The sequence below is a fragment of the Tropicimonas sp. IMCC6043 genome, from assembly GCF_004146235.1.
Classification (GTDB): Bacteria; Pseudomonadota; Alphaproteobacteria; order Rhodobacterales; family Rhodobacteraceae; genus Tropicimonas.
The window spans coordinates 88,084-108,497 of record NZ_SELO01000014.1 but is presented as its reverse complement, the minus strand read 5'-3'; the positions used below and the strand labels follow the sequence as shown (position 1 = coordinate 108,497).

Genomic DNA, 20,414 nt, shown 5'->3' with positions numbered 1-20,414 from the left:
AGAATGCCTTTGCACGCTTGAAAGATTGGCGGCGCATCGCGACCCGCTACGACAGATGCGGAGACCTGTTCCTGTCGGCCATCTGCATCGCAGCCATCGTCATCTTCTGGCTGCCTAAATGAGTCCTCACCCTAGAAACCAAGTCCTGCTCTGGACAGCTCTCCAGTCGTTCATCGTGAGCGCCGAATAGAGCAAGTCTGGGCTCTCGCGCGCCGCACCGCCCGCGCCTATTCCGCCGGTTCGTCGGCCTCTGGCTCCATGTATTTCTGAAGCGAGAAGACCTGCGCCGAGATGAAGAGAAAGAGCGCGATTGGGAAACCGAAGGTCTCGATCTTCACCCAGGCATCGGTCGACATCGTGCGCCAGACGACTTCGTTTGCAACGGCCAGCGCGGCGAAGCCGAAGGTCAGGCGGCGGGTGAGCTTCATCCAGCCCTCCTCGGCCATCGGCATCGCGTCGCCCAGCACCCAGGCGAGATAGCTCTTGCCCTGCAGCAGGCCGATCCCGAGCATGCCAGCAAAAAGGCCGTAGACGATGGTCGTCTTCATCTTGAAAAAGGTCTCGTCGTTGAACCAGACGGTCAGCCCGCCGAAGACGATGACGAGAATCGCTGTGATCACCTGGATACGGGAGAGTTTTCCGGTCAGCCGCCAGAGGATGCCCATGGCGACGAGCAGCACCGGGACGAACGCCGCGGCCGCGACGATGAACCCGTCATACTCGGTGCCGCCGATGGCGTAGCTCTGATCGCGCATCTTCATGTAGGCGATGAAGAAGGCGATGGTCGGCCCCAGCTCGAGGAGCTGCTTCAGCACCGGGTTGATCTTCTTCTCGTCCATTCGTCGCTCCAGAAACACCTGATCCGGGTCCACCCGTTTTTTGCGTCCCTGTCAACCGCCAAGCTCCACGATCACGGCGCCGAGCGCGATCGTGCACATCAGGGCAAGGCGGCGTGGCCCGACGCTCTCGCGCAACACCAGCCATCCGATCAGTGCGGCAAACACTGTCGAGGTCTCGCGCAGCACCGCCGCCTCGCCGACCTTGTCGAGCCGCGTGGCCAGCATCACCGAGCCGAAACTGCCCCAGGCGACGAAGGCGCCGGCAAGGCCGCGCCAGGCCAGTGGCCAGGGCGGCGGCCGGAAGCGCAGATTGCGCCAGCGCAGCGCGGCGATCACCGGCATGTCCATGGCGGTGAGAAAGAAGAACCAGGCAAGGAAGGTGAAGGGGTCTGGTGTGGTGCGGATGCCGAAAGCGTCGTAGGTCGTGTAGAGCGCGACAGTGGCGCCGGTGGCAAGCGCCAGCCAGAGGGCGGGGACAAGGGTCTCGCGATCGATCTCGACATGGATCAGGTTGTAGACGGCGAGGCCGAAGATGCCGGTGACGAGGACCAGCACGCCAAGCCACTGGATGGCCGAGAAAGTCTCGCCGAAGATGAGCCAGGCGCCGAAGACCGTGAAGAGCGGGCCGGAGCCGCGGACCACCGGGTAAACCACGGTGAAGGCGCCGCGCGAATAGGCCAGCGCCATGCCGACCTTGTAGGTGAAATGGATGATCATCGCGCCGGCGAGGATGAGCCATTCGCCTCCCGCGGGCCAGGGCACGGCGAACAGCGCGATCGGGGCAGAGAGCAGGAAGAGCCAGGCGTCGATGGCGCCGCGCGAGAGCCAGGGGTCGTGCCGGCCCTTCTGCAACGCGCCGAAAATGGCGTGCAGCAGCGCCGCGGAGAGCGCGAGAATCGTGGCCAGCCGCGCGCCGGCCTCGGTGCCCTCGAGGGACTGGATCCATTCGGCGAGACTGGTGACCATCAGTGCCGCTTCATGTTACGTTGACTGCTCATGCTCGATTTCATCGATCTCCTCGGCGCGGAATTCACCTCCTCGTTCGCCCATCTCGACTGGCGCCTCGCGTTGGCCCGCCTCGCCCTAGCTTGCCTGTTTGGCGCGATCATCGGTTTCGAGCGGGAGATCAAGCACAAATCCGCAGGCATGCGCACCAACATGCTGGTTTCTCTCGCCGCATGCACCTTCGCGCTCGTGACGAGGGATGTCGTCGCCATCCAGGACCCAGCCGCGGCGGAGGTCCGGGTGGACCCGTTGCGGCTTGTCGAAGCGATCACCAGCGGCGTGGCCTTCCTCGGCGCGGGCACGATCATCATCACCCGGGCGCGCGTGAGGGGGCTGACGACTGCCGCGGGAATGTGGCTCTCCGGCGCCGTCGGCCTCGCGGTGGGGGTCGGAAATTCGGGTCTGGGGGCGATGGCAACGCTGATCGCGGTTATGGTGCTGGGGCCGCTCGCACGTCTCGAAGGGCGCGATCCGGAATCTTGAGTGGGGCACTGTCATCTTGCTGTTGCAAATGCCGGATACGCTCCGCCCGAGGGGCCGGCGAAGCGACGATCCCGGAACGGCTTTTGGTCTGCCTGCACCCTGTGTGAGTGCGCGTTCCGGGAAGCGACGTGAGTGGGGTCCCCACGCCGATACCGTTTTGTAGGAAGGCATTTCAGCGGCTTCGAAGCCCCCGGTCCCGGCCGGGGGTTTCCTTTTCCGTCTGCCCGTGTCGCGCCTATTCCTCCGCCCCCGTCAGGGCGGCGGCGAATTCCTCGGGGTCAAAGGGCTGCAGGTCGTCGATCTGCTCGCCGACGCCGATGGCATGGATCGGCAGGCCGAAACGGTCGGCCAGCGCCACCAGAACGCCGCCGCGGGCGGTGCCGTCGAGCTTGGTCATCACGAGTCCGGTGACGTCCGCCAGCTTCTGGAAGGTCTCGACCTGGGAAAGGGCGTTCTGTCCGGTCGTCGCGTCGAGCACCAGAAGCGTGTTGTGCGGCGCGTCGGGGTCCTTCTTGCGGATCACCCGGACGATTTTGGCCAGTTCCTCCATCAGGTCGGCGCGGTTCTGCAGCCGTCCGGCGGTGTCGATCATCAGCAGGTCCGCGCCGTCGCGCTGTGCCTGTTCCATCGCGTCGAAGGCGAGGCTGGCCGGGTCCGAGCCCTCTGGAGCGGTCAGAACCGGCACGCCGGCGCGTTCGCCCCAGATCTGGAGCTGTTCGACCGCCGCGGCGCGGAACGTGTCGCCGGCGGCGATCACCACCTGCTTGCCCGCGGCGCGGAACTGGCTCGCGAGCTTGCCGATCGTGGTGGTCTTCCCGGAGCCGTTCACGCCGACCACCAGCACGACCTGCGGCCGCTTCGGGTAGATCGGCATCGGCCGGGCCACCGGCTCCATGATGCGAGCAACCTCGGCGGCGAGCAGCGCCTGGATCTCGGCGCGCGAAAGCCGCTTGCCGAACCGGCCCTCGGCCATATTCGCGGTTACCCTGAGCGCCGTGTCGACGCCCATGTCCGAGGCGATCAGCAGCTCCTCGAGCTGTTCGAGCATGTCGTCGTCGAGCTCCCGGCGCAGCACTTCCCCGCTCTCGCGGCGCCCCAGGAGCCGTCCGACAAGCCCGGGGCGAGGGCCGGGTTCCGCCTCTGGCTGCGCCGCGGCGGCAGGTGGCGGCGGGGTTGTCTCGCGCTGCGGCGCGTGATCGGGCTGCGGTGCGGGGTGAGGATCGGCTTCGGGTTGTGGGACGGGGTCTGGCGTGGCCTCCGGGGTGTCCTGCGCGCCGCCGTCCTGCACGATGGCGTCCAGCCCCTCCTCGAGCTTGGTGGAGGATTTGAACAGCCGGTCCTTGAGTTTGCTGAAAAACGCCATTGGGTCATTCCGTTGGGACTCGGTCCCACCTAATCGCTGGCGCCGGGATTTGGAAGCCCGGCGATGCCGATCCGGCCGGATGGACGCCTGCGCGGGCTTTGGCCGTGACACGCGGAGGTGACTGGAGCGAGACGGCGCGATCTGCCATGGTCGCGCAGAACCGCACCGGAGCCGCCATGCACCGCCTTGCCTTTCTCGCCGCCTTCGCCGTCACCGCCGCCACGGCCTCGGCCCAGACGCCGCTCTCGGCGGAGGATTTCGACCGTCTCACCCAGGGTCGCACGCTGATGTTTTTTTCCGAGGGCGAAGCCTATGGTGCGGAGCGGTACAAGCCCGGCCGCCGCGTGGTCTGGACCTTTCTGGACGGCAAGTGCAAGGACGGCCACTGGTACCAGCAGGGCGAGTTCATCTGTTTCGTCTACGAAGGCGTCGCGACGCCGCAATGCTGGACATTCTTCGCCAATGGCGCGGGTCTCAGCGCGCTCTTCGAAGGGCGGCAGGACGGCACGGAGCTCTACGAGGCCGGCGAGGCGGACGAGGAATTCATATGCCTTGGGCCGGATGTCGGTGTCTGACACCTTGGCTGGGCAGCGGTGACGGCAGTCAGAAAAGAGAGCCCTGATCGGGCGGCGCAGGCCGAGACTTCGCGCCACGGGCCGGGGCGCCGATGGTGAGTCGTCCGTCGGCGAACTGAAGCTCGAGGCTGCGCGCCGTCTCGGCGGCGGCTTTCGTGGTAACAACCGCGCCGTCGCCCCGCACCACGGCAAAGCCGCGGCGGAGTATCTCCTCGTAGTCGAGGCTCCGCAGGATACGTTCAAGCGCGGCGAGGCGTTCGGCGCGGCGTTTCAGAATCGCGTCCTGGGCCACCAGGATGCGCTCCGCGCTGCGCGCCAGCCGATCCTGCCGGCGGGCCTGCTCCCGGTGGAATGGCGTTGCGGCGAAGCGCGCGCGCAGCCTGTCGAGGTCCTTGCGCGCATCCGCGCTCCGCCGCTCCAACAGCGGGCCGAGCCGCGCGCTGCGGAGCGACAGTCGTTCGGAGAGCCCGCGCAGGCGCTGCATCAGCAATTGCGGACGCAGCGGTGCGCTGGCCTCGGCGAAGCGGGCGCGGCGACGGTCGAGCCCGCTCCGTAACGCCATCGGCAGACGGTCGGCGGCGTGGTCGAGGCGCTGGCGCGGTCCGGCGAGCAGGCTCTCGGCGCGGGGCAGGGCGCGTGCGAGGTCGCGGAGCCTCTCGTCGCGCCGCTGCATGAAGCGGGCCAGCGCGCCGGAGAGCCGGGCCGCCTGGCCGTCCAGCTGCGCCAGAAGATCGAGCCGCACCGGCACGGCGATCTCGGCGGCGGCACTCGGCGTCGGCGCGCGGCGGTCGGACACGTAGTCGATGAGCGTGGTATCCGTCTCGTGGCCCACCGCCGAGATCAGCGGGATCGCGGAGGCCGCCGCCGCGCGGGCGACGATCTCCTCGTTGAAGCCCCAGAGATCCTCGATCGACCCGCCGCCGCGCGCGACGATCAACACGTCCGGCCGCGGCAGTGCGCCGCCGGGCGTGAGACGGTTGAACCCCTCGATGGCGGCGGCGACCTGGGGTGCACAGTCGCGGCCCTGCACAGCGACAGGCCAGACCAGAACCTTGCGCGGAAACCGGTCGCGCAGCCGGTGCAGGATGTCGCGGATGACCGCGCCGGAGGGCGAGGTCACCACGCCGATCACCTCGGGCAGGAAGGGCAGCGGACGCTTCCGCGCCGCGTCGAAGAGCCCCTCCGCCTGAAGCTGCTGCTTGCGCTTCTCCAGCATCGCCATCAGCGCGCCGGCGCCGGCGGGTTCGACCTGCTCGGCGTTGAGATTGTATTTCGACTGCGCTCCGAAGGCGGTGAGCCGGCCGGAGACGATCACCTCCATCCCCTCTTCGGGCAACACGGAAAGGCCCGAGACCTGGCCCTTCCAGGTGGTGCAGGCAAGCACGTTCCGCTCGTCCTTGATGTCGTAATAGAGATGTCCCGAGCGCGCCTTGAAGACACGCCCCACCTCGCCGCGCACGCGGATCCGGCCGAAGGCGCCTTCGAGCGTCTTCTTCACCGCGCCGGAGATTTCCGAGACGGTGAATTCGGGGGCGTTTGAGCCCGGGCCGGGGCCGTCGGACTCGTCGTCGATCAGGTCGGACATCTTGGCTCGCTTGTATCGGGTCGGCAGCGACTCTAGAACGCGAGCCGACGAAGGCCAAGCGGAGGGCATTATGAACATCCTGATATTGGGCGGCGGCGGCCGCGAACATGCCCTGGCCTGGGCGATCCTGCAGAACCCGAAATGCGACCGGCTGGTCGTCGCGCCCGGCAATGCCGGGATCGCGCAGATTGCCGAATGTGCGCAGTTCGACATCTGCGACGGCGGCGCGGTGGTGGAATTCGCGGAAGCCGAGAGCATCGATTTCGTGGTGATCGGTCCGGAGGCGCCGCTGGCCGCGGGTGTGGCGGACAGGCTCGCAGAGGCCGGCATCCCGGTCTTCGGGCCATCCCAGGCGGCGGCGCGGCTCGAAGCCTCCAAGCGTTTCACCAAGGAAGTTTGCGACGCCGCCGGCGCGCCGACCGCGGCCTGGGCGCGCTTCGACGCTGCGGCGCCCGCGAAGGACTATATCCGCGCCCAGGGCGCTCCGATCGTGGTCAAGGCGGACGGGCTCGCCGCGGGCAAGGGCGTGATCGTGGCGATGACGGAAGCCGAGGCGCTGGCAGCGGTGGACGAGATTCTCGGCGGCGGTTTCGGAGCGGCCGGCGCGGAAGTGGTGATCGAGGAGTTCATGGAGGGCGAGGAGGCAAGCTTCTTCGTGCTCTGCGATGGCGAGACGGTCCTGCCGATGGGCACGGCGCAGGACCACAAGCGGGTGGGCGAAGGCGACACAGGGCCGAATACCGGCGGCATGGGCGCTTATTCGCCCGCGCCGGTGATGACGCCGGAGGTGACCGAGGCGGCGCTGGCGCAGATCATCCGGCCGACGATTGCCGAGATGGCGCGGCGCGGCACGCCCTATCGCGGGGTGCTCTATGCCGGGCTGATGATCCGGGACGGCGCGCCGCGGCTCGTCGAATACAATGTCCGTTTCGGCGATCCGGAGTGCCAGGCGCTGATGATGCGGCTCGGGGCGCAAGCGCTGGACCTGATGCTCGCCGCGGCCGAGGGACGGCTCGCGGAGCGGCAGGTGAATTGGGCCGAAGATCACGCGATGACTGTGGTGCTCGCGACAAAGGGCTATCCGGGGGAGTACGCCAAGGGCTCCGTGATCGGCGGGCTTGAGGGGCTGCCGGAAACCAGTTGGGAGATGATGTTCCACGCCGGCACCGCCGAGGTCGACGGGAAGGTCACCGCGAGCGGCGGGCGGGTGCTCAACGCCACGGCGCGAGGGCGCAGCCTCGCGGAGGCACGCGAGAGGGCCTATGCGCTCGCCGAGGCGGTGGACTGGCCGGAGGGATTCTATCGGCGCGACATCGGCTGGCGGGCGCTCGGAGCGGCGTAGAAGGCCGAAGAAATCGCCGATCCAACGTCGTGCGGACCAAAGTCGGGCAGCGCGGCAGGCCCACTTGGCCGATCCGCTTCCCCGGGCGCTATTTGTTCAGGCCCAGCGTCTCGATGACCGCCGAGGTCGTGTTCCGGAAGGGATAGGGCTCGTCCGGGATGTCGACGCCGAGGAACGCGCAAAGCGGCTCCCAGCCGTCGCCCGGGTGATGTGTCAGGAGGCGGTCTTCGGGCACCTTATCGATGACGTCCGCGACATGGGCCCGGTAGGCGGCAATCATGTGGTCGCGATCGCCGACGCGGTTCCCAAATGCCTTCTGCATGATCCGGTAGCCGACCGATTCATGGTCCTCGGTCGTTTGAACGTATTTTAGCAAGGTGGACTCGAAGCTTTTCCACCATCCCTCGGCGTCGCGCTCGGTCAGGATGACCCGCGCGTCCGGGTAGCGCGCGAGGAGGTCGCGCCAGTAGTGGACTGCCGGCCAGTCGACGCAGGAGCGGTAGCCTTCGAACAGCGCGTCCCAATCGGCAACCCCGTCGGTCATGAACGTTCGCCAGCGCGATTTCATGACCGGGTTGTTCGTCACTTCGAACATGTGATGGCACGGGCCGAAGCCGAGGATGTTCAGCGCCTCGCGCATGGAATCCGTGCCGGTCCGGCCATATCCCGCGCCGATGACCTCAAGTGTCATGTTGAATCCTCTTTGAAAAATTCGGCCCTGAGAGAGACTTGGGAGTTCCCGCCGGCCGGGACATCCGTCCGAGTTTCCGGAGTGTCACATGGGGGATTGCCAGCACGCAACGAATATCGTTGCCCCTACGGAAATGAAGGCTCGGAGGCGGACGCCGGCCCCCCCCGCCGACCGTTCCAAAAGTTCGTCCGGTGAGCCGGTGTCCTAGATCCGTGGCGGGCGCACGGTCGGTTCAGCCGGCCGCTCGATCCAGCGCCGCGCCTGCGGTGGGGTCTCGCCGGTATGGAGCTCGAGCAGGTCGCGGTAGTTCGCATGGTCGGCCGCCGTGCGCCGCGCCATGTGGCGCAGATAGGCCGCCCATGTCGGCACGCGGTAGGTCTCGTGCCAGAGCGCGGGCGCGGTCAAGTCGCGGTAGAGCGACCAGCTATGCGCCCCGTCGCGGAGCCGGATCACCCGTCGCCGCTGCATCGCCTCGAGGAAGGCCTCGGTGCGGTCTTCCGGGATCAGGTATTCCACCGAGACCTTGATCGGTCCGCTGTTCATCGTGATGTCGAGAGTCGGCCGGGGCGGCGTGAAATGGCCGTGCGGGGCGAGGTCGTGGTTGGACTCGGCGGGCAGGTAGAGCACCAGGCCCAGCACCGCGCCGACCAGGCAGAGGCCGGCGGAGATGTCGAGCGCGGTGGAGATGCCGGTCTCGCTGGCAAGACGCCCCCAGACATAGCTTCCGAGCGTCATGCCGGTAAAGGTGAAGACCTGGAGAAGGGACATGATCCGTCCGAGCACCCAACGGGGGGTCGCAAGCTGGATGGACACGTTGAAGAGCGCCATCGAACTCTGCCAGGCCATGCCGCAGGCACAGGCCGCCAGCCCGGCTTGCCACACAGCGCCGGCCTTGCCGAGCGCCACGAGGCCGACCGCCATGGTGACGAAGGCCATCCGGACGATGGTCTCGGTGGCAAGGGCGTCGCGCAGGCGGCGCATAACCAGCGCGGCGCAGACCGCGCCGAGGCCGAAGCTCGCGAGCAGCGCCCCGAAGGTGACGGCGGTGCCGCCGAGGCTCTCGCGTGCCACCAGCGGCATGATCGCCAGCACCGAGACCGCCGACATCCCGAAGACGGCGGCGCGGAACATGATCCGCAGGTGGTCGGCCGACAGCGAGGCATAGCGCATCCCGGCGCGCAGCGCCGAGCCGATCGGCTCCCGCGGCAGCGGGTCGGGCGCGCGTTCGGGCCGCCAGCCGTGCAGGACGGCGATTACCGGAAGATAGGTGATCGTGTTGAGCACGAAGGCTGCGGGCGCGCCGAACAGCGCCACGATCACGCCGCCCAGAGCCGGCCCGGCCGAGCGCATCAGGTTGAACCCCATGCCGTTCAGCATCACCGCCTGTGGCAGGTGCTCGCGGGGCACCAGGTCCGGGACCGACGCCTGCCAGGACGGCAGGTGGATCGCGCCGCCGCAGCCGATGGCAAAGGTGAAGGCGAGCAGCCCCCAGGGCCCGAGCATCCCGCCCCAGCTCAGCGCGGCCAGCAGGCCAGACACCGTCAGCATGAAGGCCTGCGCCGCCATCATCACGTTGCGGCGCTCGAAATTGTCGGCGAAGACGCCGCCGAGCAGCGACAGCACGGCCAGCGGCAACGTTACCGAGCCTTGCACCATCGCCACCATCACCGGACTGTCGGTCAACGAGGTCATCAGCCACCCGGCGCCGACATTCTGGATCAGCCCGCCGAGATTGGAGGCCAGCGCGGCGATCCAGAGGAGTCGGTAGGTCCGATAGGCGAAGGGCGCGAAGGTACTGCCGGGCAAGGCGCGGGTCTCCGGTCTGCGGGTGGGTCTGTCGCGGGGCCGGGCCAGCAAAGCTGCGTCCGGACCGTCTGTCATGTGAAGCCTGTTTCCGGAGCGATGGCAAGCTCTTGGGCAAGCGCCAGGCAAAGTCGGCCCGGCGGCACGCCATCCTCGCGCCGGCCAGTATGCTGCGAGGTGACTCCGGTGAGAACCGGCCCGCCGACCTTACTGCCCGGGCAGCAGGAGTTCTCCGAGCGTCAGCGCCATCACCTTGGCGCTGTCGACCATGTCGTCCACGCCGACCCACTCGTCGGGCTGATGCGCGAGGTCGAGAATCCCCGGCCCGTAGGCAATGCAGTTCTTCAGCCGGCCGATCCGGTCGATATGCTTCTGGTCGTAAGTGCCCGGGCTGACGACATAGTCGGGCGCCCGCGCCAGCACCTTCTCGATCGCCCGGGCGACCGAGCGGACGACCGGCGCGCCCTCCGGCGTCATCGTCGGCTGCACCTCGAAGAGATCGCGGATTTCGTAGCGGAAGCTCGGCCGCTCGGATTTCACCTTCTCCAGAAGCCGCTTCACCTCTGCCTTCACCTCGCCGATCTCCTCCTCGATGAGGAAGCGGCGGTCGATGGTGATCCGGCAACGGTCGGGCACGCAGGGCGCGGGCAGGCCGGTATAGCCTTCCTCCTGCACCGGTTCGCCGCCGTGAATGGCGTTGATGTTGAGCGTCGATTGCTTCGCGCCCTCGGGCACAACCGGCATCTCGGTGCGCTTGGTGGCCAGAAGCGGAAAGAGCGTCGCCTCCATCTCGGCCAGAACCGCTCCCATGTGGCGCACCGCGCAATCGCCGAGGAAGGGCATCGAGCCATGCGCGATCCGGCCCTTCGTCTCGATCTCCGCCCACCAGACGCCGCGGTGTCCGAGGCAGATCCGGTCCTTGTTGAGCGGTTCGGGGATGATGACATGCTGGACCCGCGAGGGGTCAAACCAGCCCTCGCGTGCGAGATGGGCCACGCCGCCGAAGCCGCCGGATTCCTCGTCCGCCGTCGCCGAGATCTCCACCGCGCCGGAAAAATCCGGAAAGGTGCGGGTGAAGGCTTCGGCGGCGATGATCGAGGCCGCCAGCCCGCCCTTCATGTCACAGGCGCCGCGACCATAGATGCGCCCGTCATGCAATTCGCCGCCGAACGGGTCGTAGGTCCAGCCATTGCCGACCTCGACCACGTCGTGATGCGAATTGAAATGCACGCAGTCGCCGCTCGTGCGCCCGTCGCGCCGGGCGACGATGTTCCAGCGCGGGTAACGGTCGCTGTCGGCCAGCGCGCCTTCCGCCCGCACCAGCTCGATCTGGAACCCCGATGCCGAGAGCCGCCGGTCGAGATACTCACATATCTCGCGGTAGTTCCGGCCGGGCGGATTCAGCGTCGGAATCCGGATCAGATCCTGAGTAAGCGCGATCAGGGACGCGCGGCGCGACTCAACCGCCTCGGCGAGTCGCCTGTCAATGTCGCTTGCCATGGAGCGAAGCTAGGCCGCCGCCGCGGCGCCCGCAATGGCCGCTGGCTGCGACCGGATGGCTGGGCGGCGCAATTTGCCGTCGCGCTCGGCCCCGGTCCGGGCTATCACGGGGCTCAGGACCCGGGCGCCTCGGCGCCCTGACCCGGAGTGCCCATGGCCGCGCTAGCCAGATTGTTGCTGATCCTTTTCGTCGTGCTGAGCGTGATCTATGTCAGCCTTTCTCTCTATTCCCGTGCCGAGCGCCGCGACAAGCTCGAGCGGGAGTGGGACGAGGAGATCGGCGAGGGCGACCGCGACGCGTTCATCCGGGAGGGCCTCGAGGAATACGACCATTCGCTTCGCCGAAAGCTCATCCTGGGGGTCTATGTCGTGCCGATCCTGCTGATCGGCACCATCATCTATCTCACGAATTTCAACTGAGGACACAGGCATGTGGTTCTATATTCGCTGGACACTCTGGCTCCTGATCCTGGCCGTGATCGGCGCCTTTCTGTGGTACACGCTGCCGCGCAATGACGTGGTCCGGATCACTGACACATACGAGAAACGGGTGGATTTCGGCGACAACTCGCTCTTCTGGGCCAATTCGAACACTGGGGAATCTACCGAAGTCACCGGACGCGACATCTTCTTCATCCAGGCCTTCCGGCCGAATGGCGACGTGATCGTCTATCGCAACGAGGACACTGGCTGGGGCTGGCCGCCCTATTTCAAGTTCAACACCTCGAACCTTCAGGCGCATGCGACCGACATGAAGTCGACCGAGGACGCGCCGAAATGGGTGGCGATGAAGAAATACGGCTGGCGTATCCCCTTCGCCTCGATCTATCCCAACGCGATCAGCGTGAAGCCGGTGGATGGGCCGGATGTGCGGATCATCCCCTGGGTCTCGATCACCATTCTCGTGCTGCTGGGCTGCGTCTGGCTGGCGATCTGGTCGCGCTGGCGGCGGTTCTGGGACAACCGGAAGGATCCGATCCTGGATGGGGAGTGAGGCAGGTCCGGACCCTGCGTCCGGCTGCCCGGGTGCATGGGCGCGCGTCCCCTGCGGAAATGCCCGACGGAAGATTGGCTGTGCCGGCGCAGGTCTGTGCCGCGGGCCGTTTTTTCGGCTGGTCCTCCAAGGATCGTCGGCCCGCGCCCGTCTGACTGGGCAAGATGCGCATGACCACTGATGACGAAGCCCTGGCCCGCGCCGCCGCTGGCGGTGACCGCGATGCCTTTGCGGCGCTGCTCGCGCGGCACTACGACCGGCTCTTCGCCTTCGCCTTTCGCCTGATCGGGCAGCGGGCGGAGGCCGAGGACCTGACGCAGGATATCTGCCTCGCGTTACCGGCCAAGCTCGCGAGTTTCCGGGGCGAGGCCCGCTTCACCACCTGGCTCTATCGCGTCGCCGTCAACGCCGCGCATGACCGCCGTCGCCGCGTTGCGAGCCACGCGAAAGCCGCGGACGGGTGGGGCGACTGGGAAATCGCCCGCCGTGCGGCCGACGCGGAAACGCAGGAAGCCGTCGGCTGGCTGGAGCAGGCGATGTCGCGCCTCAAGCCGGATCTGCGCGAGACAGCCGTGCTGATCCTCGCCGAAGAGCTCACGCAGGCCGAGGCGGCGCGCGTTCTCGGCATATCCGAGGGCACTGTCGCCTGGCGCATGTCGGAGGTGAAGAAGGCTCTGCGCGCCCTCGCGGAGGAAGAACGATGACCGATGATCTCGAGACCCTGCGCGCCGCCCTGAAGGCGGCCGATCCCGCGCCGGACCCGGAGCGGAAAGCCGCGACCGTCTCCGCAGCGATGGCGGCTTTCGACGCGGAAAAGTCGGCGATCCCCCAAGGATCGCCTGCGCTCGTGCGTCCCTCTCACAGCCGCCCGCTCGGGGCGCGCCTGATTGATGGAGGGATTTCGATGTTTCACGCCATGACAAGCCGCGCCGGGCTCGCGGCCACGACCGGGCTGGTGACCGCCGGCCTCGCCGTTCTGATCATCTTGCCGCAGGACGCTGCCTTCGGCCCCGCGCCCAAGCCGGTGCTTCCCGAGCCGGTACTGGAGCAGGAGGAGGCCGTCGAGGCCGACGAGATCCTGCTCTCTGACGGGCCGATGGGGGGGGCTGCGCTCGAGGTCGCGCCGATGGCCGAGCCGGCCCCGGCCATGGAGACGCGCGCGCCGATGCTGGCGAAACGCGCCGCGCCTGCCGGGCAAGAGGGCTTCGCGATGAGCGAACTCGCCGCCGCGCCACCGCCGATGGACATGGTCGCCGCACTGCCGGACGCGCCAGACACCGAGGCTTTCGCCAACGAGGAGGCATCCGGTGTCACAGCGGTGGCCGATCAACCGGTCTCGACCTTCTCGGTCGATGTCGACACCGCCTCGTGGTCGGTGATCCGCTCCTCGCTGATGGCCGGCGTTCTGCCTGGCCGCGACGCGGTACGGATCGAGGAGATGGTGAACTACTTCCCCTATGACTATCCGGCCCCCGCTCTCGGCGGCGCGCCCTTCGCGCCGAGCGTCAGCCTCAGCCCGACGCCGTGGAATCCGGACACCCAGATTTTGCAGATCGCGCTCCAGGGCGAGATGCCGGCCGTTTCTGATCGCCCGCCGCTCAACCTCGTCTTCCTGATAGACACGTCCGGCTCGATGCAGGATGCGAACAAGCTGCCTCTGCTGAAACAGTCGCTGCGGCTGATGCTGGGTGAGCTGCGCCCCGAGGATCAGGTCGCCATGGTCGCCTATGCCGGAAGTGCCGGCGAGGTTCTGGCGCCGACGCCGGCCGGCGAGCGGGCGACGATCCTCGCAGCGCTCGACCGGCTCGAGGCGGGCGGCTCGACCGCCGGGCAGGCAGGGCTCGAACAGGCCTATGCGCTGGCCGAAAGCATGCAGGAGGACGGCGAGGTCTCCCGGATCCTTCTGGCCACGGACGGCGACTTCAACGTCGGTATCCACGATCCGCAGGCGCTGGAGGAGTTCATTGCCGCTCGTCGCGAGTCGGGCGCCTTCCTGTCGGTGCTCGGCTTCGGCCGCGGCAATCTCGACGATGCGACGATGCAGGCGCTGGCCCAGGTCGGCAACGGACAGGCGGCCTATATCGACACGATCGCCGAGGCGCAGAAGGTGCTGGTGGACCAGCTTACGGGCCAGCTCTTCCCGATTGCGCAGGACGTGAAGATCCAGGTCGAGTTCAACCCGGCGGAGGTCGCTGAATACCGGCTGATCGGTTACGAAACCCGGGCACTTCGGCGCGAAGATTTCGCCAATGACAAGGTGGATGCGGGCGAGATCGGCGCGGGCCACCAGGTGACGGCGCTCTACGAGGTGACGCCGGTGGGCTCGCCCGCGGTGCTGAACGCGCCGCTGCGCTACCAGTCGGCCGAGACGGCGGATGGCGGGACCGGCGAACTTGCCTTCCTGAGGATCCGCTACAAGGCGCCGGGCGGGAGCGAGAGCCGGCTGATCGAATTGCCGATTCCGGCGGAGCCCTCGGCGGCCTCGGTCGAGACCCGCTTTGCGACCGCCGTAGCCGGATTCGGTGAACTGCTCCGCGGCTCGGTCCATACCGGCGACTGGGGCTATGCGGAGGCTGCGGACCTGGCTAACGGCGCCCGGGGCGCGGACCCGTTCGGCTACCGTGCCGAGGCCGTACGGTTGATGCGGCTGGCTGGCAACCTCGCGAACTGAGCCCAAGGGCCGGGGACGGTCCGGCCGGGCACAATTAGCCTCCCGCGGTCTCCGTGACGCGGGAGGCATTTCCCGTCTCGATCTTGCGGCGCATGTCCCGCGCCAGCCCGACGTCGATGGCGCGCGCCAGCTCGGGATGCGTGTCGCGCAGGTGCCGAATGCGCTCGTGCGAGATCTTCCAGCAGCGGGCCGGCGCGGAGACGACGGCGCTCGCGTTGGCCTGGTGGTCGCGCTGGAACAGTGACATCTCTCCGACGAAATTGCCCGCGCCGCATTTGGCCACGCTGTGGCCATCCCGGAAGATCTGCGCTTGTCCAGCAGCGAGATAGACCAGATGCGACGGAGTGGTTCCCTCCCGGGTCAGCTCGGTTCCGACCGGCTCGTCGCACCAGACGCCACAGGAGAGCAGTCGCCGCCGGAGCGCCGGCTCGGCGATTCCAAGTTGCACTTCGGTGAGCAGGCGTTCCTCTTCCGTGAACTGCCCGACGACGGAATGATACCAGATCACCGCCAGTTGACCGATATTGACGGTGACCAGCAGGCTTTCCCAGAAGATGCCGACCGGGTCCTTCAGCCAGATCAGGACATAGGCGATGGCCACCAGCGACGAGGCGATCACCAGCAAGCGCAGGTAGATCATCTTCCGCATCAGCATCGAGACGACGAGCAGCAGATAAGAGAAGTGCCCGACAAGCCCACCGGTCGAGAATGCGGAGTCGATCGTCAGTTCCATCGGGTTTCCCTTGGGAGTCAGGACCTTGAGAAAAGCACAGAACCGAGCGGCTGAATAGCTTCCGCGCCGCGTTCAGGCAGCAGGCAGGACCGGCGCCGCTTTCAGGAGTGCGCGCGTGTAGCCGTCCTGCGGTGCGGAGAATACCGCCTCGGTCTCGCCCTCCTCCACGATCCTGCCCACGCGCATCACCATGACCCGGTCGGTCACCGAGCGCACCACGCTCAGGTCATGCGCGATGAAGAGATAGCTTAAGGCGAACCGTGCCTGCAGGTCCGCGAGCAGGTCGAGGATCTGAGCCCTGACGCGGACATCGAGCGCCGAGACCGCTTCGTCCAGCACGATCAGCTCCGGCCGCGCGATCAGGGCGCGCGCGATGGCGATGCGCTGGCGCTGGCCGCCGGAGAACTCGTGCGGGAATTTCTCGGCATCCGATGCGGTGAGGCCCACATTCTCCAGCGCCTCGGCGATGCGGTTGTCGAGGTCGGGCGGCTGACCGGTCAGGTGGAACGGCTCGGTCAGCAGGCGCGAGACGCGGTGGCGCGGGTTGAACGAGCCGTAGGGGTCCTGAAACACGACCTGCATGCGGCGGCGCAACTCGGGCGGCATGTCGGGCGAGACCGGCGCGCCGTCGAGCCGGATCTCGCCGCCCTGCAGGGGCTCGAGCCCGAGGATGGCGCGGGTGAGGGTGGACTTGCCGCAGCCGGATTCGCCCACGAGCCCGAGGCTCTCGCCGCGCCGGAGCGCGAAGCTCACCCCGTCCACCGCCCGGAAGGCGGGGCGCGGACCGAAGAACCGCACCCGCTTCAGCGCGTAGTCGCGGACCGCTCCGCGAACCTCGAGCAGCGGCGCGTCCTCGACCCTGGTCGTCCGCGCGGGCTGGTGCCCGGACGCCTCGAAGAGCGCGCGCGTATAGGGGTGGCGCTTCTCGCGCAGGACCGTTCCGGTCGGCCCCTGTTCGACCACCCCGCCTGCCTGCATCACCGCGATTTCGTCGGCCATCTCGGCGACCACAGCGAGGTCGTGGGTGATGAAGAGGCAGGACATTCCCTCCTCGCGCACCAGCTCGCGCAGGAGTGCCAGGATCTGCGCCTGGGTGGTCACGTCGAGCGCCGTGGTGGGCTCGTCGGCGATCAGCAGCTTGGGGCGAAGCGCGATGGCGAGCGCGATGCAGACCCGCTGGCGCTGGCCGCCGGAAAGCTCGTGCGGGTAGCGGTCGAGCGGAAACCGGTCGGGCGAAAGGCCGACCCGGGCGAGCCGTTCCCGGGCGACGCCCTGCGCCTCGGACCGGGTGGCCGCGCCATGCACGAGGAGCGTTTCGGCAACCTGGTCGCCGATCGTCCGGACCGGGTTGAGCGCGGTCATCGGCTCCTGAAAGATCATGCCGATCTCGGCGCCGCGGACCGCGCACATCTGCCGTTCGGAAAGGGACGCGAGCGAGCGGCTCTCGAGCGTGATCTCCCCCGTCACCCGCGCGCCCTGCGGCAAGAGGCGCATCACCGAGAAGGCCGTCATCGACTTGCCCGATCCGCTCTCGCCCACCAGCCCCAGCGTCCTGCCGGGTGGAATGGCGAGCGAGACGTCGCGCAGCACAGGGACGCCGCCGAGCACGACCGAAAGGCGCTCTATACCGATCACCGGACGGCCCTCCGAAGCCGCGGGTCGAGAAAGTCGCGGAGCCCGTCGCCCATCAGGTTGAGCCCGAGCACGGTCAGCACGATGGCGAGGCCGGGAAGGACCGCGAGGCGCGGGTTGGCGTAGATAAAGGTCTGGGCGTCGGCGAGCATGCGGCCCCACGAGGGGGTCGGCGGCTGCGCGCCGAGGCCGACATAGGAGAGGCCCGCTTCGGCGAGGATGCCCATGGAGAACTGGATTGTGCCCTGCACGACGAGGAGGCTGGCGATGTTGGGCAGGATGTGCTCGGCCGAGATCCGCGCGCGTCCCTTGCCGGCGACGCGGGCCGCGAGAATGAACTCGCGCGGCCAGATGGTGAGCGCCGCGCCGCGGGCGACACGGGCGAAGACGGGCACGTTGAAAATGCCGATGGCGAGGATGGCGTTGACCGCCGAGGGGCCGAAGACGGCGGTGATGAGGATGGCGATCACGAGCGAGGGGAAGGCAAAGATCAGGTCGTTGCCGCGCATGATGATCTCGTCGAGAAGCGATCCGCGGCGGGCGGCGGCGGTGAGCCCCAGCGGCACGCCGAGCGCGATGCCGATGCCAACGGCGAGAAGCGCCACGGCGATCGAGGTGCGCGCGCCGGCCATCAGCATCGAGACCATGTCGCGCCCGAGGTGATCCGTGCCGAGCGGGTGGCCGTGGCCGGGCAGGGCGAGTTTCGCGGCGATGTCGAGCTGGGTCACCGCATGTGGTGTCCAGACCAGCGAGAGCAGGGCCGCCGCGAGGAAGAGGCCGAAGAGTAGGGCGCCGAGAAGCAGCTGGACCGGAAGCCTCATCGCGCATGCCTCAGACGGGGGTCGACCAGCGCGTAGGCGAGATCCACGAGGAAGGTGACGAGGATGACGGCGAAGACCAGCAGCATGACCACCGATTCGACCACCACGAGGTCGCGCTGGGTGATGCCCTGGAAGATCAGCAGGCCGAGCCCGGGCAGGAAGAAGACCTTTTCGATGATAATCGCGCCGGCGAGCAGGAAGGAGAATTGCAGGCCGATGATGGTGAGCACCGGAATGAGCGCGTTGCGCATGCCGTGGTTGCGGATCGCCTGGCCCTCGGTGAGGCCCTTGGCGCGGGCGGTGCGGATATAGTCCTGGCTGAGCGTTTCGATCAGCGCCGAGCGCATGACACGGGCGAGGATCGAGGCCTGCGGCAGCGCGAGGGCGACCGCCGGCAGGGTGAGCGCGCGAAGCGCTGGCAGGATTCCGGCATCCCAGCCGGGGAAGCCGCCGGCGGGGAAGATAGGGTATGTGATCGCGAGCAGAACGACGAGCAACATGGCGAACCAGAAATTCGGCACGGCGATGCCGAGCTGGGTGAAGCCCATGATGCCGTAGTCGGTGACGCGGCCGCGGCGGGCGGCCGCGAGCATGCCGACGGGCAGCGCGAGCAGCGTCGAGAGGGCGAGCGCGTAGAGCGCAAGCGGCAGCGAGATCCAGAGCCGCGCGGCGACGAGGTCGGCCACCGGGACGCGATAGGTATAGGAGGTGCCGAAATCGCCGGTGAGCATGCCCCCCGCCCAAGTCAGGTAGCGTTCGACCAGCCCGCCGGAGAGGCCGAGATCCTCGCGCAGCGCCGCGACCGCCTCGGGCGCGGCGTTCAGCCCCAGCATGTAGGCGGCCGGGTCGCCGGGGATCACCTCGACCACGGCGAAGATCACCAGGCTCGCCGCGACGAGCGACAAGGTGAGCGAGATCAGGCGCGTGGCGGCGTAGCGAAGCATGGCCGGAGCCTAGCCGCCGTCGATACCGGGCGCCAGTGCGAAGGCGGACGGACCCGCACGGGACCGGCGGTCCGTGACCGGCGGCGGCGAGACGGCTTGCCGGAACAGGTTCCGGCGCGCTATCGGGAGGGCATGACGGCAGCTCCAGGAACCGCCAGACATCGCATGAACCGGGCTTCTTCCCTCGAGTCCTCCGGCCATCCGGTTGCGACGGCCGACCTCGTCGCGGAGATCCGGGATTTCGCGGGGTTCGGGCGGGCGACCGATGTCGAAGACGTCGACGGTATCCGCTATTTCGTCAACGAGTTCTGGACGTCGGCTCAGCGAAAATCGCACGCGATCCACGAGATCTCCTACCGCGCCTGCTTCAAGGCGCAGCTGCCCGAGTTCTTCATCGCGCGGCTGACGCGTGCGGGCGATACGGTCCATGACCCTTTCATGGGGCGCGGCACGACCCCGGTTCAGGCGGCGCTGATGGGGCGGCGCGCCTTAGGGAACGATATCAACCCGCTCTCGGTCCTCCTCACGCGTCCGCGTCTTGCGTCGGTGTCCCTCGGGGATGTCATGGCGGCGCTCGAGACCATCGACTGGTCTGGCGGCAGGATCGGACGCACGGATCTTCTGGCATTCTACCATCCGACGACACTTCGCAGGCTCGAGGCGTTGCGGGCCTGGCTCGCGGCACGGGCGCCGCTCGGGTCCACCGAGGTCGACCCGGTGGCGGACTGGATCCGGATGGTCGCGCTCGGTCGGCTCTCAGGCCATTCGTCGGGGTTCTTCTCGGGGCGCTCGATGCCACCGAACCAGGCCGTCTCGATCCGTTCACAACTCCGGATCAACGAGCGGCTGCGCCAGTCGCCGCCAAAACGCGACGTGGCCCGGATCATCGCCCGGAAGACCCGCTCCCTCCTGCGCGACGGCAGCGCCGCCGCTGCGGTCGGGAGCCGGTTGCTGACCGGACACGCTTCGCGAACGCCGCAGATTGCGGACGGCTCGGTCGACCTCGTGGTGACCTCGCCGCCCTTTCTCGACATCGTGCACTATGCCGCCGACAACTGGCTTCGATGCTGGTTCGCCGGGATCGACCCGGACAGGGTGGCGATCGACATGCACCGGACGGAGGAGGCCTGGACGGACATGGTGGCGTCGGTGCTCGGGGAACAGGCCCGGATCCTGCGATCCGGCGGCCACGTCGCCTTCGAGGTTGGCGAGGTGCGCAGTGGTCGGGTGCTGCTCGAAAGGCTCGTCTGGCGCGCTGCGGAAGGGCTGCCTTTCGAGCGCCTGGGCGTGATGGTGAACGATCAGGACTTCACCAAGACCGCGAATTGCTGGGGCGTCGCGAACGGGTCCAAGGGAACGAACAGCAACCGCATCGTCCTCCTGCGGCGGATATGACACCGCACCGGACCCCGCGCGGACACGGGGCCCGGTAC

Annotated in this window: 19 protein-coding genes and 1 pseudogene; 9 read left to right on the top strand and 11 right to left on the bottom strand. The window is 68.0% G+C overall.

The features are described 5' to 3' along the window. Window positions 1-122, top strand: a pseudogene (locus tag EU800_RS28965) (IS5/IS1182 family transposase); the annotation flags it as partial. A gap of 105 nt (window positions 123-227) precedes the next feature. On the opposite strand, the gene EU800_RS28960 reads toward EU800_RS28965, so the two are convergent. After that, entirely contained in the window at window positions 228-839 is a 612-nt protein-coding gene (locus EU800_RS28960) for an inner membrane-spanning protein YciB (RefSeq protein WP_129633461.1), read from the bottom strand. Between the two features lie 51 nt (window positions 840-890). Further along, entirely contained in the window at window positions 891-1,805 is a 915-nt protein-coding gene (locus EU800_RS28955) for a DMT family transporter (protein ID WP_129633459.1), read from the bottom strand. Window positions 1,806-1,835: 30 nt separating this feature from the next. Here EU800_RS28955 and EU800_RS28950 point away from each other — a divergent pair, with 30 nt between their 5' ends. Next, complete coding sequence (locus EU800_RS28950; RefSeq protein WP_129633457.1) at window positions 1,836-2,327, top strand: MgtC/SapB family protein; 492 nt, start codon at window positions 1,836-1,838, stop codon at window positions 2,325-2,327. A gap of 235 nt (window positions 2,328-2,562) precedes the next feature. Here EU800_RS28950 and ftsY read toward each other — a convergent pair whose 3' ends face one another. Next, window positions 2,563-3,690, bottom strand: coding sequence for a signal recognition particle-docking protein FtsY (gene ftsY, locus EU800_RS28945; RefSeq protein WP_129633455.1), 1,128 nt, complete (start codon window positions 3,688-3,690; stop codon window positions 2,563-2,565). A 104-nt stretch (window positions 3,691-3,794) separates the two neighbouring features. Between ftsY and EU800_RS28940 the strand changes: the two genes are divergently transcribed. Further along, a complete protein-coding gene (locus EU800_RS28940; RefSeq protein ID WP_242500580.1) occupies window positions 3,795-4,265 on the top strand; it encodes a hypothetical protein in 471 nt (156 codons plus the stop codon). A 28-nt stretch (window positions 4,266-4,293) separates the two neighbouring features. On the opposite strand, the gene xseA is transcribed toward EU800_RS28940, so the two are convergent. Further along, window positions 4,294-5,850: an exodeoxyribonuclease VII large subunit gene (gene xseA / locus EU800_RS28935; RefSeq protein WP_129633453.1), complete on the bottom strand. Its 1,557-nt coding sequence runs from the start codon at window positions 5,848-5,850 to the stop codon at window positions 4,294-4,296. A 70-nt stretch (window positions 5,851-5,920) separates the two neighbouring features. Between xseA and purD the strand changes: the two genes are divergently transcribed. After that, window positions 5,921-7,192 (top strand): phosphoribosylamine--glycine ligase, encoded by a 1,272-nt coding sequence (gene purD, locus EU800_RS28930; RefSeq protein ID WP_129633451.1) that lies wholly within the window; start codon window positions 5,921-5,923, stop codon window positions 7,190-7,192. 88 nt (window positions 7,193-7,280) lie between these two features. On the opposite strand, the gene EU800_RS28925 is transcribed toward purD, so the two are convergent. From EU800_RS28925 to EU800_RS28915, 3 genes are all read right to left on the bottom strand, one after another. Further along, window positions 7,281-7,883 (bottom strand): sulfotransferase family protein, encoded by a 603-nt coding sequence (locus EU800_RS28925; protein WP_129633449.1) that lies wholly within the window; start codon window positions 7,881-7,883, stop codon window positions 7,281-7,283. Window positions 7,884-8,087: 204 nt separating this feature from the next. Then, window positions 8,088-9,689, bottom strand: a complete 1,602-nt coding sequence (locus EU800_RS28920) for an MFS transporter (protein ID WP_242500579.1) — start codon at window positions 9,687-9,689, stop codon at window positions 8,088-8,090. Between the two features lie 204 nt (window positions 9,690-9,893). Further along, on the bottom strand, window positions 9,894-11,186 hold the full coding sequence (locus EU800_RS28915) for an acetylornithine deacetylase/succinyl-diaminopimelate desuccinylase family protein (protein WP_129633445.1): 1,293 nt from the start codon (window positions 11,184-11,186) through the stop codon (window positions 9,894-9,896). Window positions 11,187-11,339: 153 nt separating this feature from the next. Here EU800_RS28915 and EU800_RS28910 point away from each other — a divergent pair, with 153 nt between their 5' ends. The 4 genes from EU800_RS28910 (at window position 11,340) to EU800_RS28895 (ending at window position 14,851) form a co-directional block, all read left to right on the top strand. Beyond that, complete coding sequence (locus tag EU800_RS28910) at window positions 11,340-11,606, top strand: hypothetical protein (protein WP_129633443.1); 267 nt, start codon at window positions 11,340-11,342, stop codon at window positions 11,604-11,606. 10 nt (window positions 11,607-11,616) lie between these two features. Further along, a complete protein-coding gene (locus EU800_RS28905; RefSeq protein WP_129633441.1) occupies window positions 11,617-12,180 on the top strand; it encodes a DUF1523 family protein in 564 nt (187 codons plus the stop codon). 170 nt (window positions 12,181-12,350) lie between these two features. Continuing rightward, window positions 12,351-12,884, top strand: a complete 534-nt coding sequence (locus tag EU800_RS28900) for an RNA polymerase sigma factor (RefSeq protein ID WP_129633439.1) — start codon at window positions 12,351-12,353, stop codon at window positions 12,882-12,884. Continuing rightward, complete coding sequence (locus EU800_RS28895; RefSeq protein ID WP_129633437.1) at window positions 12,881-14,851, top strand: VWA domain-containing protein; 1,971 nt, start codon at window positions 12,881-12,883, stop codon at window positions 14,849-14,851. The genes EU800_RS28900 and EU800_RS28895 overlap by 4 nt, the downstream gene beginning before the upstream one ends. A 34-nt stretch (window positions 14,852-14,885) precedes the next feature. Here EU800_RS28895 and EU800_RS28890 read toward each other — a convergent pair whose 3' ends face one another. The 4 genes from EU800_RS28890 to EU800_RS28875 form a co-directional block, all read right to left on the bottom strand. Further along, a complete protein-coding gene (locus EU800_RS28890) occupies window positions 14,886-15,584 on the bottom strand; it encodes a Crp/Fnr family transcriptional regulator (RefSeq protein ID WP_129633436.1) in 699 nt (232 codons plus the stop codon). 72 nt (window positions 15,585-15,656) lie between these two features. Beyond that, window positions 15,657-17,219: an ABC transporter ATP-binding protein gene (locus tag EU800_RS28885; RefSeq protein ID WP_242500578.1), complete on the bottom strand. Its 1,563-nt coding sequence runs from the start codon at window positions 17,217-17,219 to the stop codon at window positions 15,657-15,659. Further along, window positions 17,216-18,037: an ABC transporter permease gene (locus EU800_RS28880; RefSeq protein WP_242500577.1), complete on the bottom strand. Its 822-nt coding sequence runs from the start codon at window positions 18,035-18,037 to the stop codon at window positions 17,216-17,218. The genes EU800_RS28885 and EU800_RS28880 overlap by 4 nt, the downstream gene beginning before the upstream one ends. Continuing rightward, window positions 18,034-18,981: an ABC transporter permease gene (locus EU800_RS28875; RefSeq protein WP_129633431.1), complete on the bottom strand. Its 948-nt coding sequence runs from the start codon at window positions 18,979-18,981 to the stop codon at window positions 18,034-18,036. The genes EU800_RS28880 and EU800_RS28875 overlap by 4 nt, the downstream gene beginning before the upstream one ends. Before the next feature lie 165 nt (window positions 18,982-19,146). On the opposite strand from EU800_RS28875, the gene EU800_RS28870 reads away from it, so the two are divergent. After that, the gene (locus EU800_RS28870) at window positions 19,147-20,376 is read left to right on the top strand and encodes a DNA methyltransferase (protein WP_129633429.1); all 1,230 of its coding nucleotides are present in this window, start codon (window positions 19,147-19,149) and stop codon (window positions 20,374-20,376) included. The last annotated feature ends 38 nt before the right edge of the window (window positions 20,377-20,414 follow it).

Excerpts from the sequence above, each read along its gene's own strand:
- EU800_RS28960 (WP_129633461.1), bottom strand. The coding sequence starts at position 839 with ATGGACGAGAAGAAGATCAACCCGGTGCTGAAGCAGCTCCTCGAGCTG.
- EU800_RS28955 (WP_129633459.1), bottom strand. The coding sequence starts at position 1,805 with ATGGTCACCAGTCTCGCCGAATGGATCCAGTCCCTCGAGGGCACCGAG.
- EU800_RS28950 (WP_129633457.1), top strand. The coding sequence starts at position 1,836 with ATGCTCGATTTCATCGATCTCCTCGGCGCGGAATTCACCTCCTCGTTC.
- ftsY (WP_129633455.1), bottom strand. The coding sequence starts at position 3,690 with ATGGCGTTTTTCAGCAAACTCAAGGACCGGCTGTTCAAATCCTCCACC.
- xseA (WP_129633453.1), bottom strand. The coding sequence starts at position 5,850 with ATGTCCGACCTGATCGACGACGAGTCCGACGGCCCCGGCCCGGGCTCA.
- purD (WP_129633451.1), top strand. The coding sequence starts at position 5,921 with ATGAACATCCTGATATTGGGCGGCGGCGGCCGCGAACATGCCCTGGCC.
- EU800_RS28925 (WP_129633449.1), bottom strand. The coding sequence starts at position 7,883 with ATGACACTTGAGGTCATCGGCGCGGGATATGGCCGGACCGGCACGGAT.
- EU800_RS28915 (WP_129633445.1), bottom strand. The coding sequence starts at position 11,186 with ATGGCAAGCGACATTGACAGGCGACTCGCCGAGGCGGTTGAGTCGCGC.
- EU800_RS28910 (WP_129633443.1), top strand. The coding sequence starts at position 11,340 with ATGGCCGCGCTAGCCAGATTGTTGCTGATCCTTTTCGTCGTGCTGAGC.
- EU800_RS28905 (WP_129633441.1), top strand. The coding sequence starts at position 11,617 with ATGTGGTTCTATATTCGCTGGACACTCTGGCTCCTGATCCTGGCCGTG.
- EU800_RS28900 (WP_129633439.1), top strand. The coding sequence starts at position 12,351 with ATGACCACTGATGACGAAGCCCTGGCCCGCGCCGCCGCTGGCGGTGAC.
- EU800_RS28895 (WP_129633437.1), top strand. The coding sequence starts at position 12,881 with ATGACCGATGATCTCGAGACCCTGCGCGCCGCCCTGAAGGCGGCCGAT.
- EU800_RS28890 (WP_129633436.1), bottom strand. The coding sequence starts at position 15,584 with ATGGAACTGACGATCGACTCCGCATTCTCGACCGGTGGGCTTGTCGGG.
- EU800_RS28880 (WP_242500577.1), bottom strand. The coding sequence starts at position 18,037 with ATGAGGCTTCCGGTCCAGCTGCTTCTCGGCGCCCTACTCTTCGGCCTC.
- EU800_RS28875 (WP_129633431.1), bottom strand. The coding sequence starts at position 18,981 with ATGCTTCGCTACGCCGCCACGCGCCTGATCTCGCTCACCTTGTCGCTC.
- EU800_RS28870 (WP_129633429.1), top strand. The coding sequence starts at position 19,147 with ATGAACCGGGCTTCTTCCCTCGAGTCCTCCGGCCATCCGGTTGCGACG.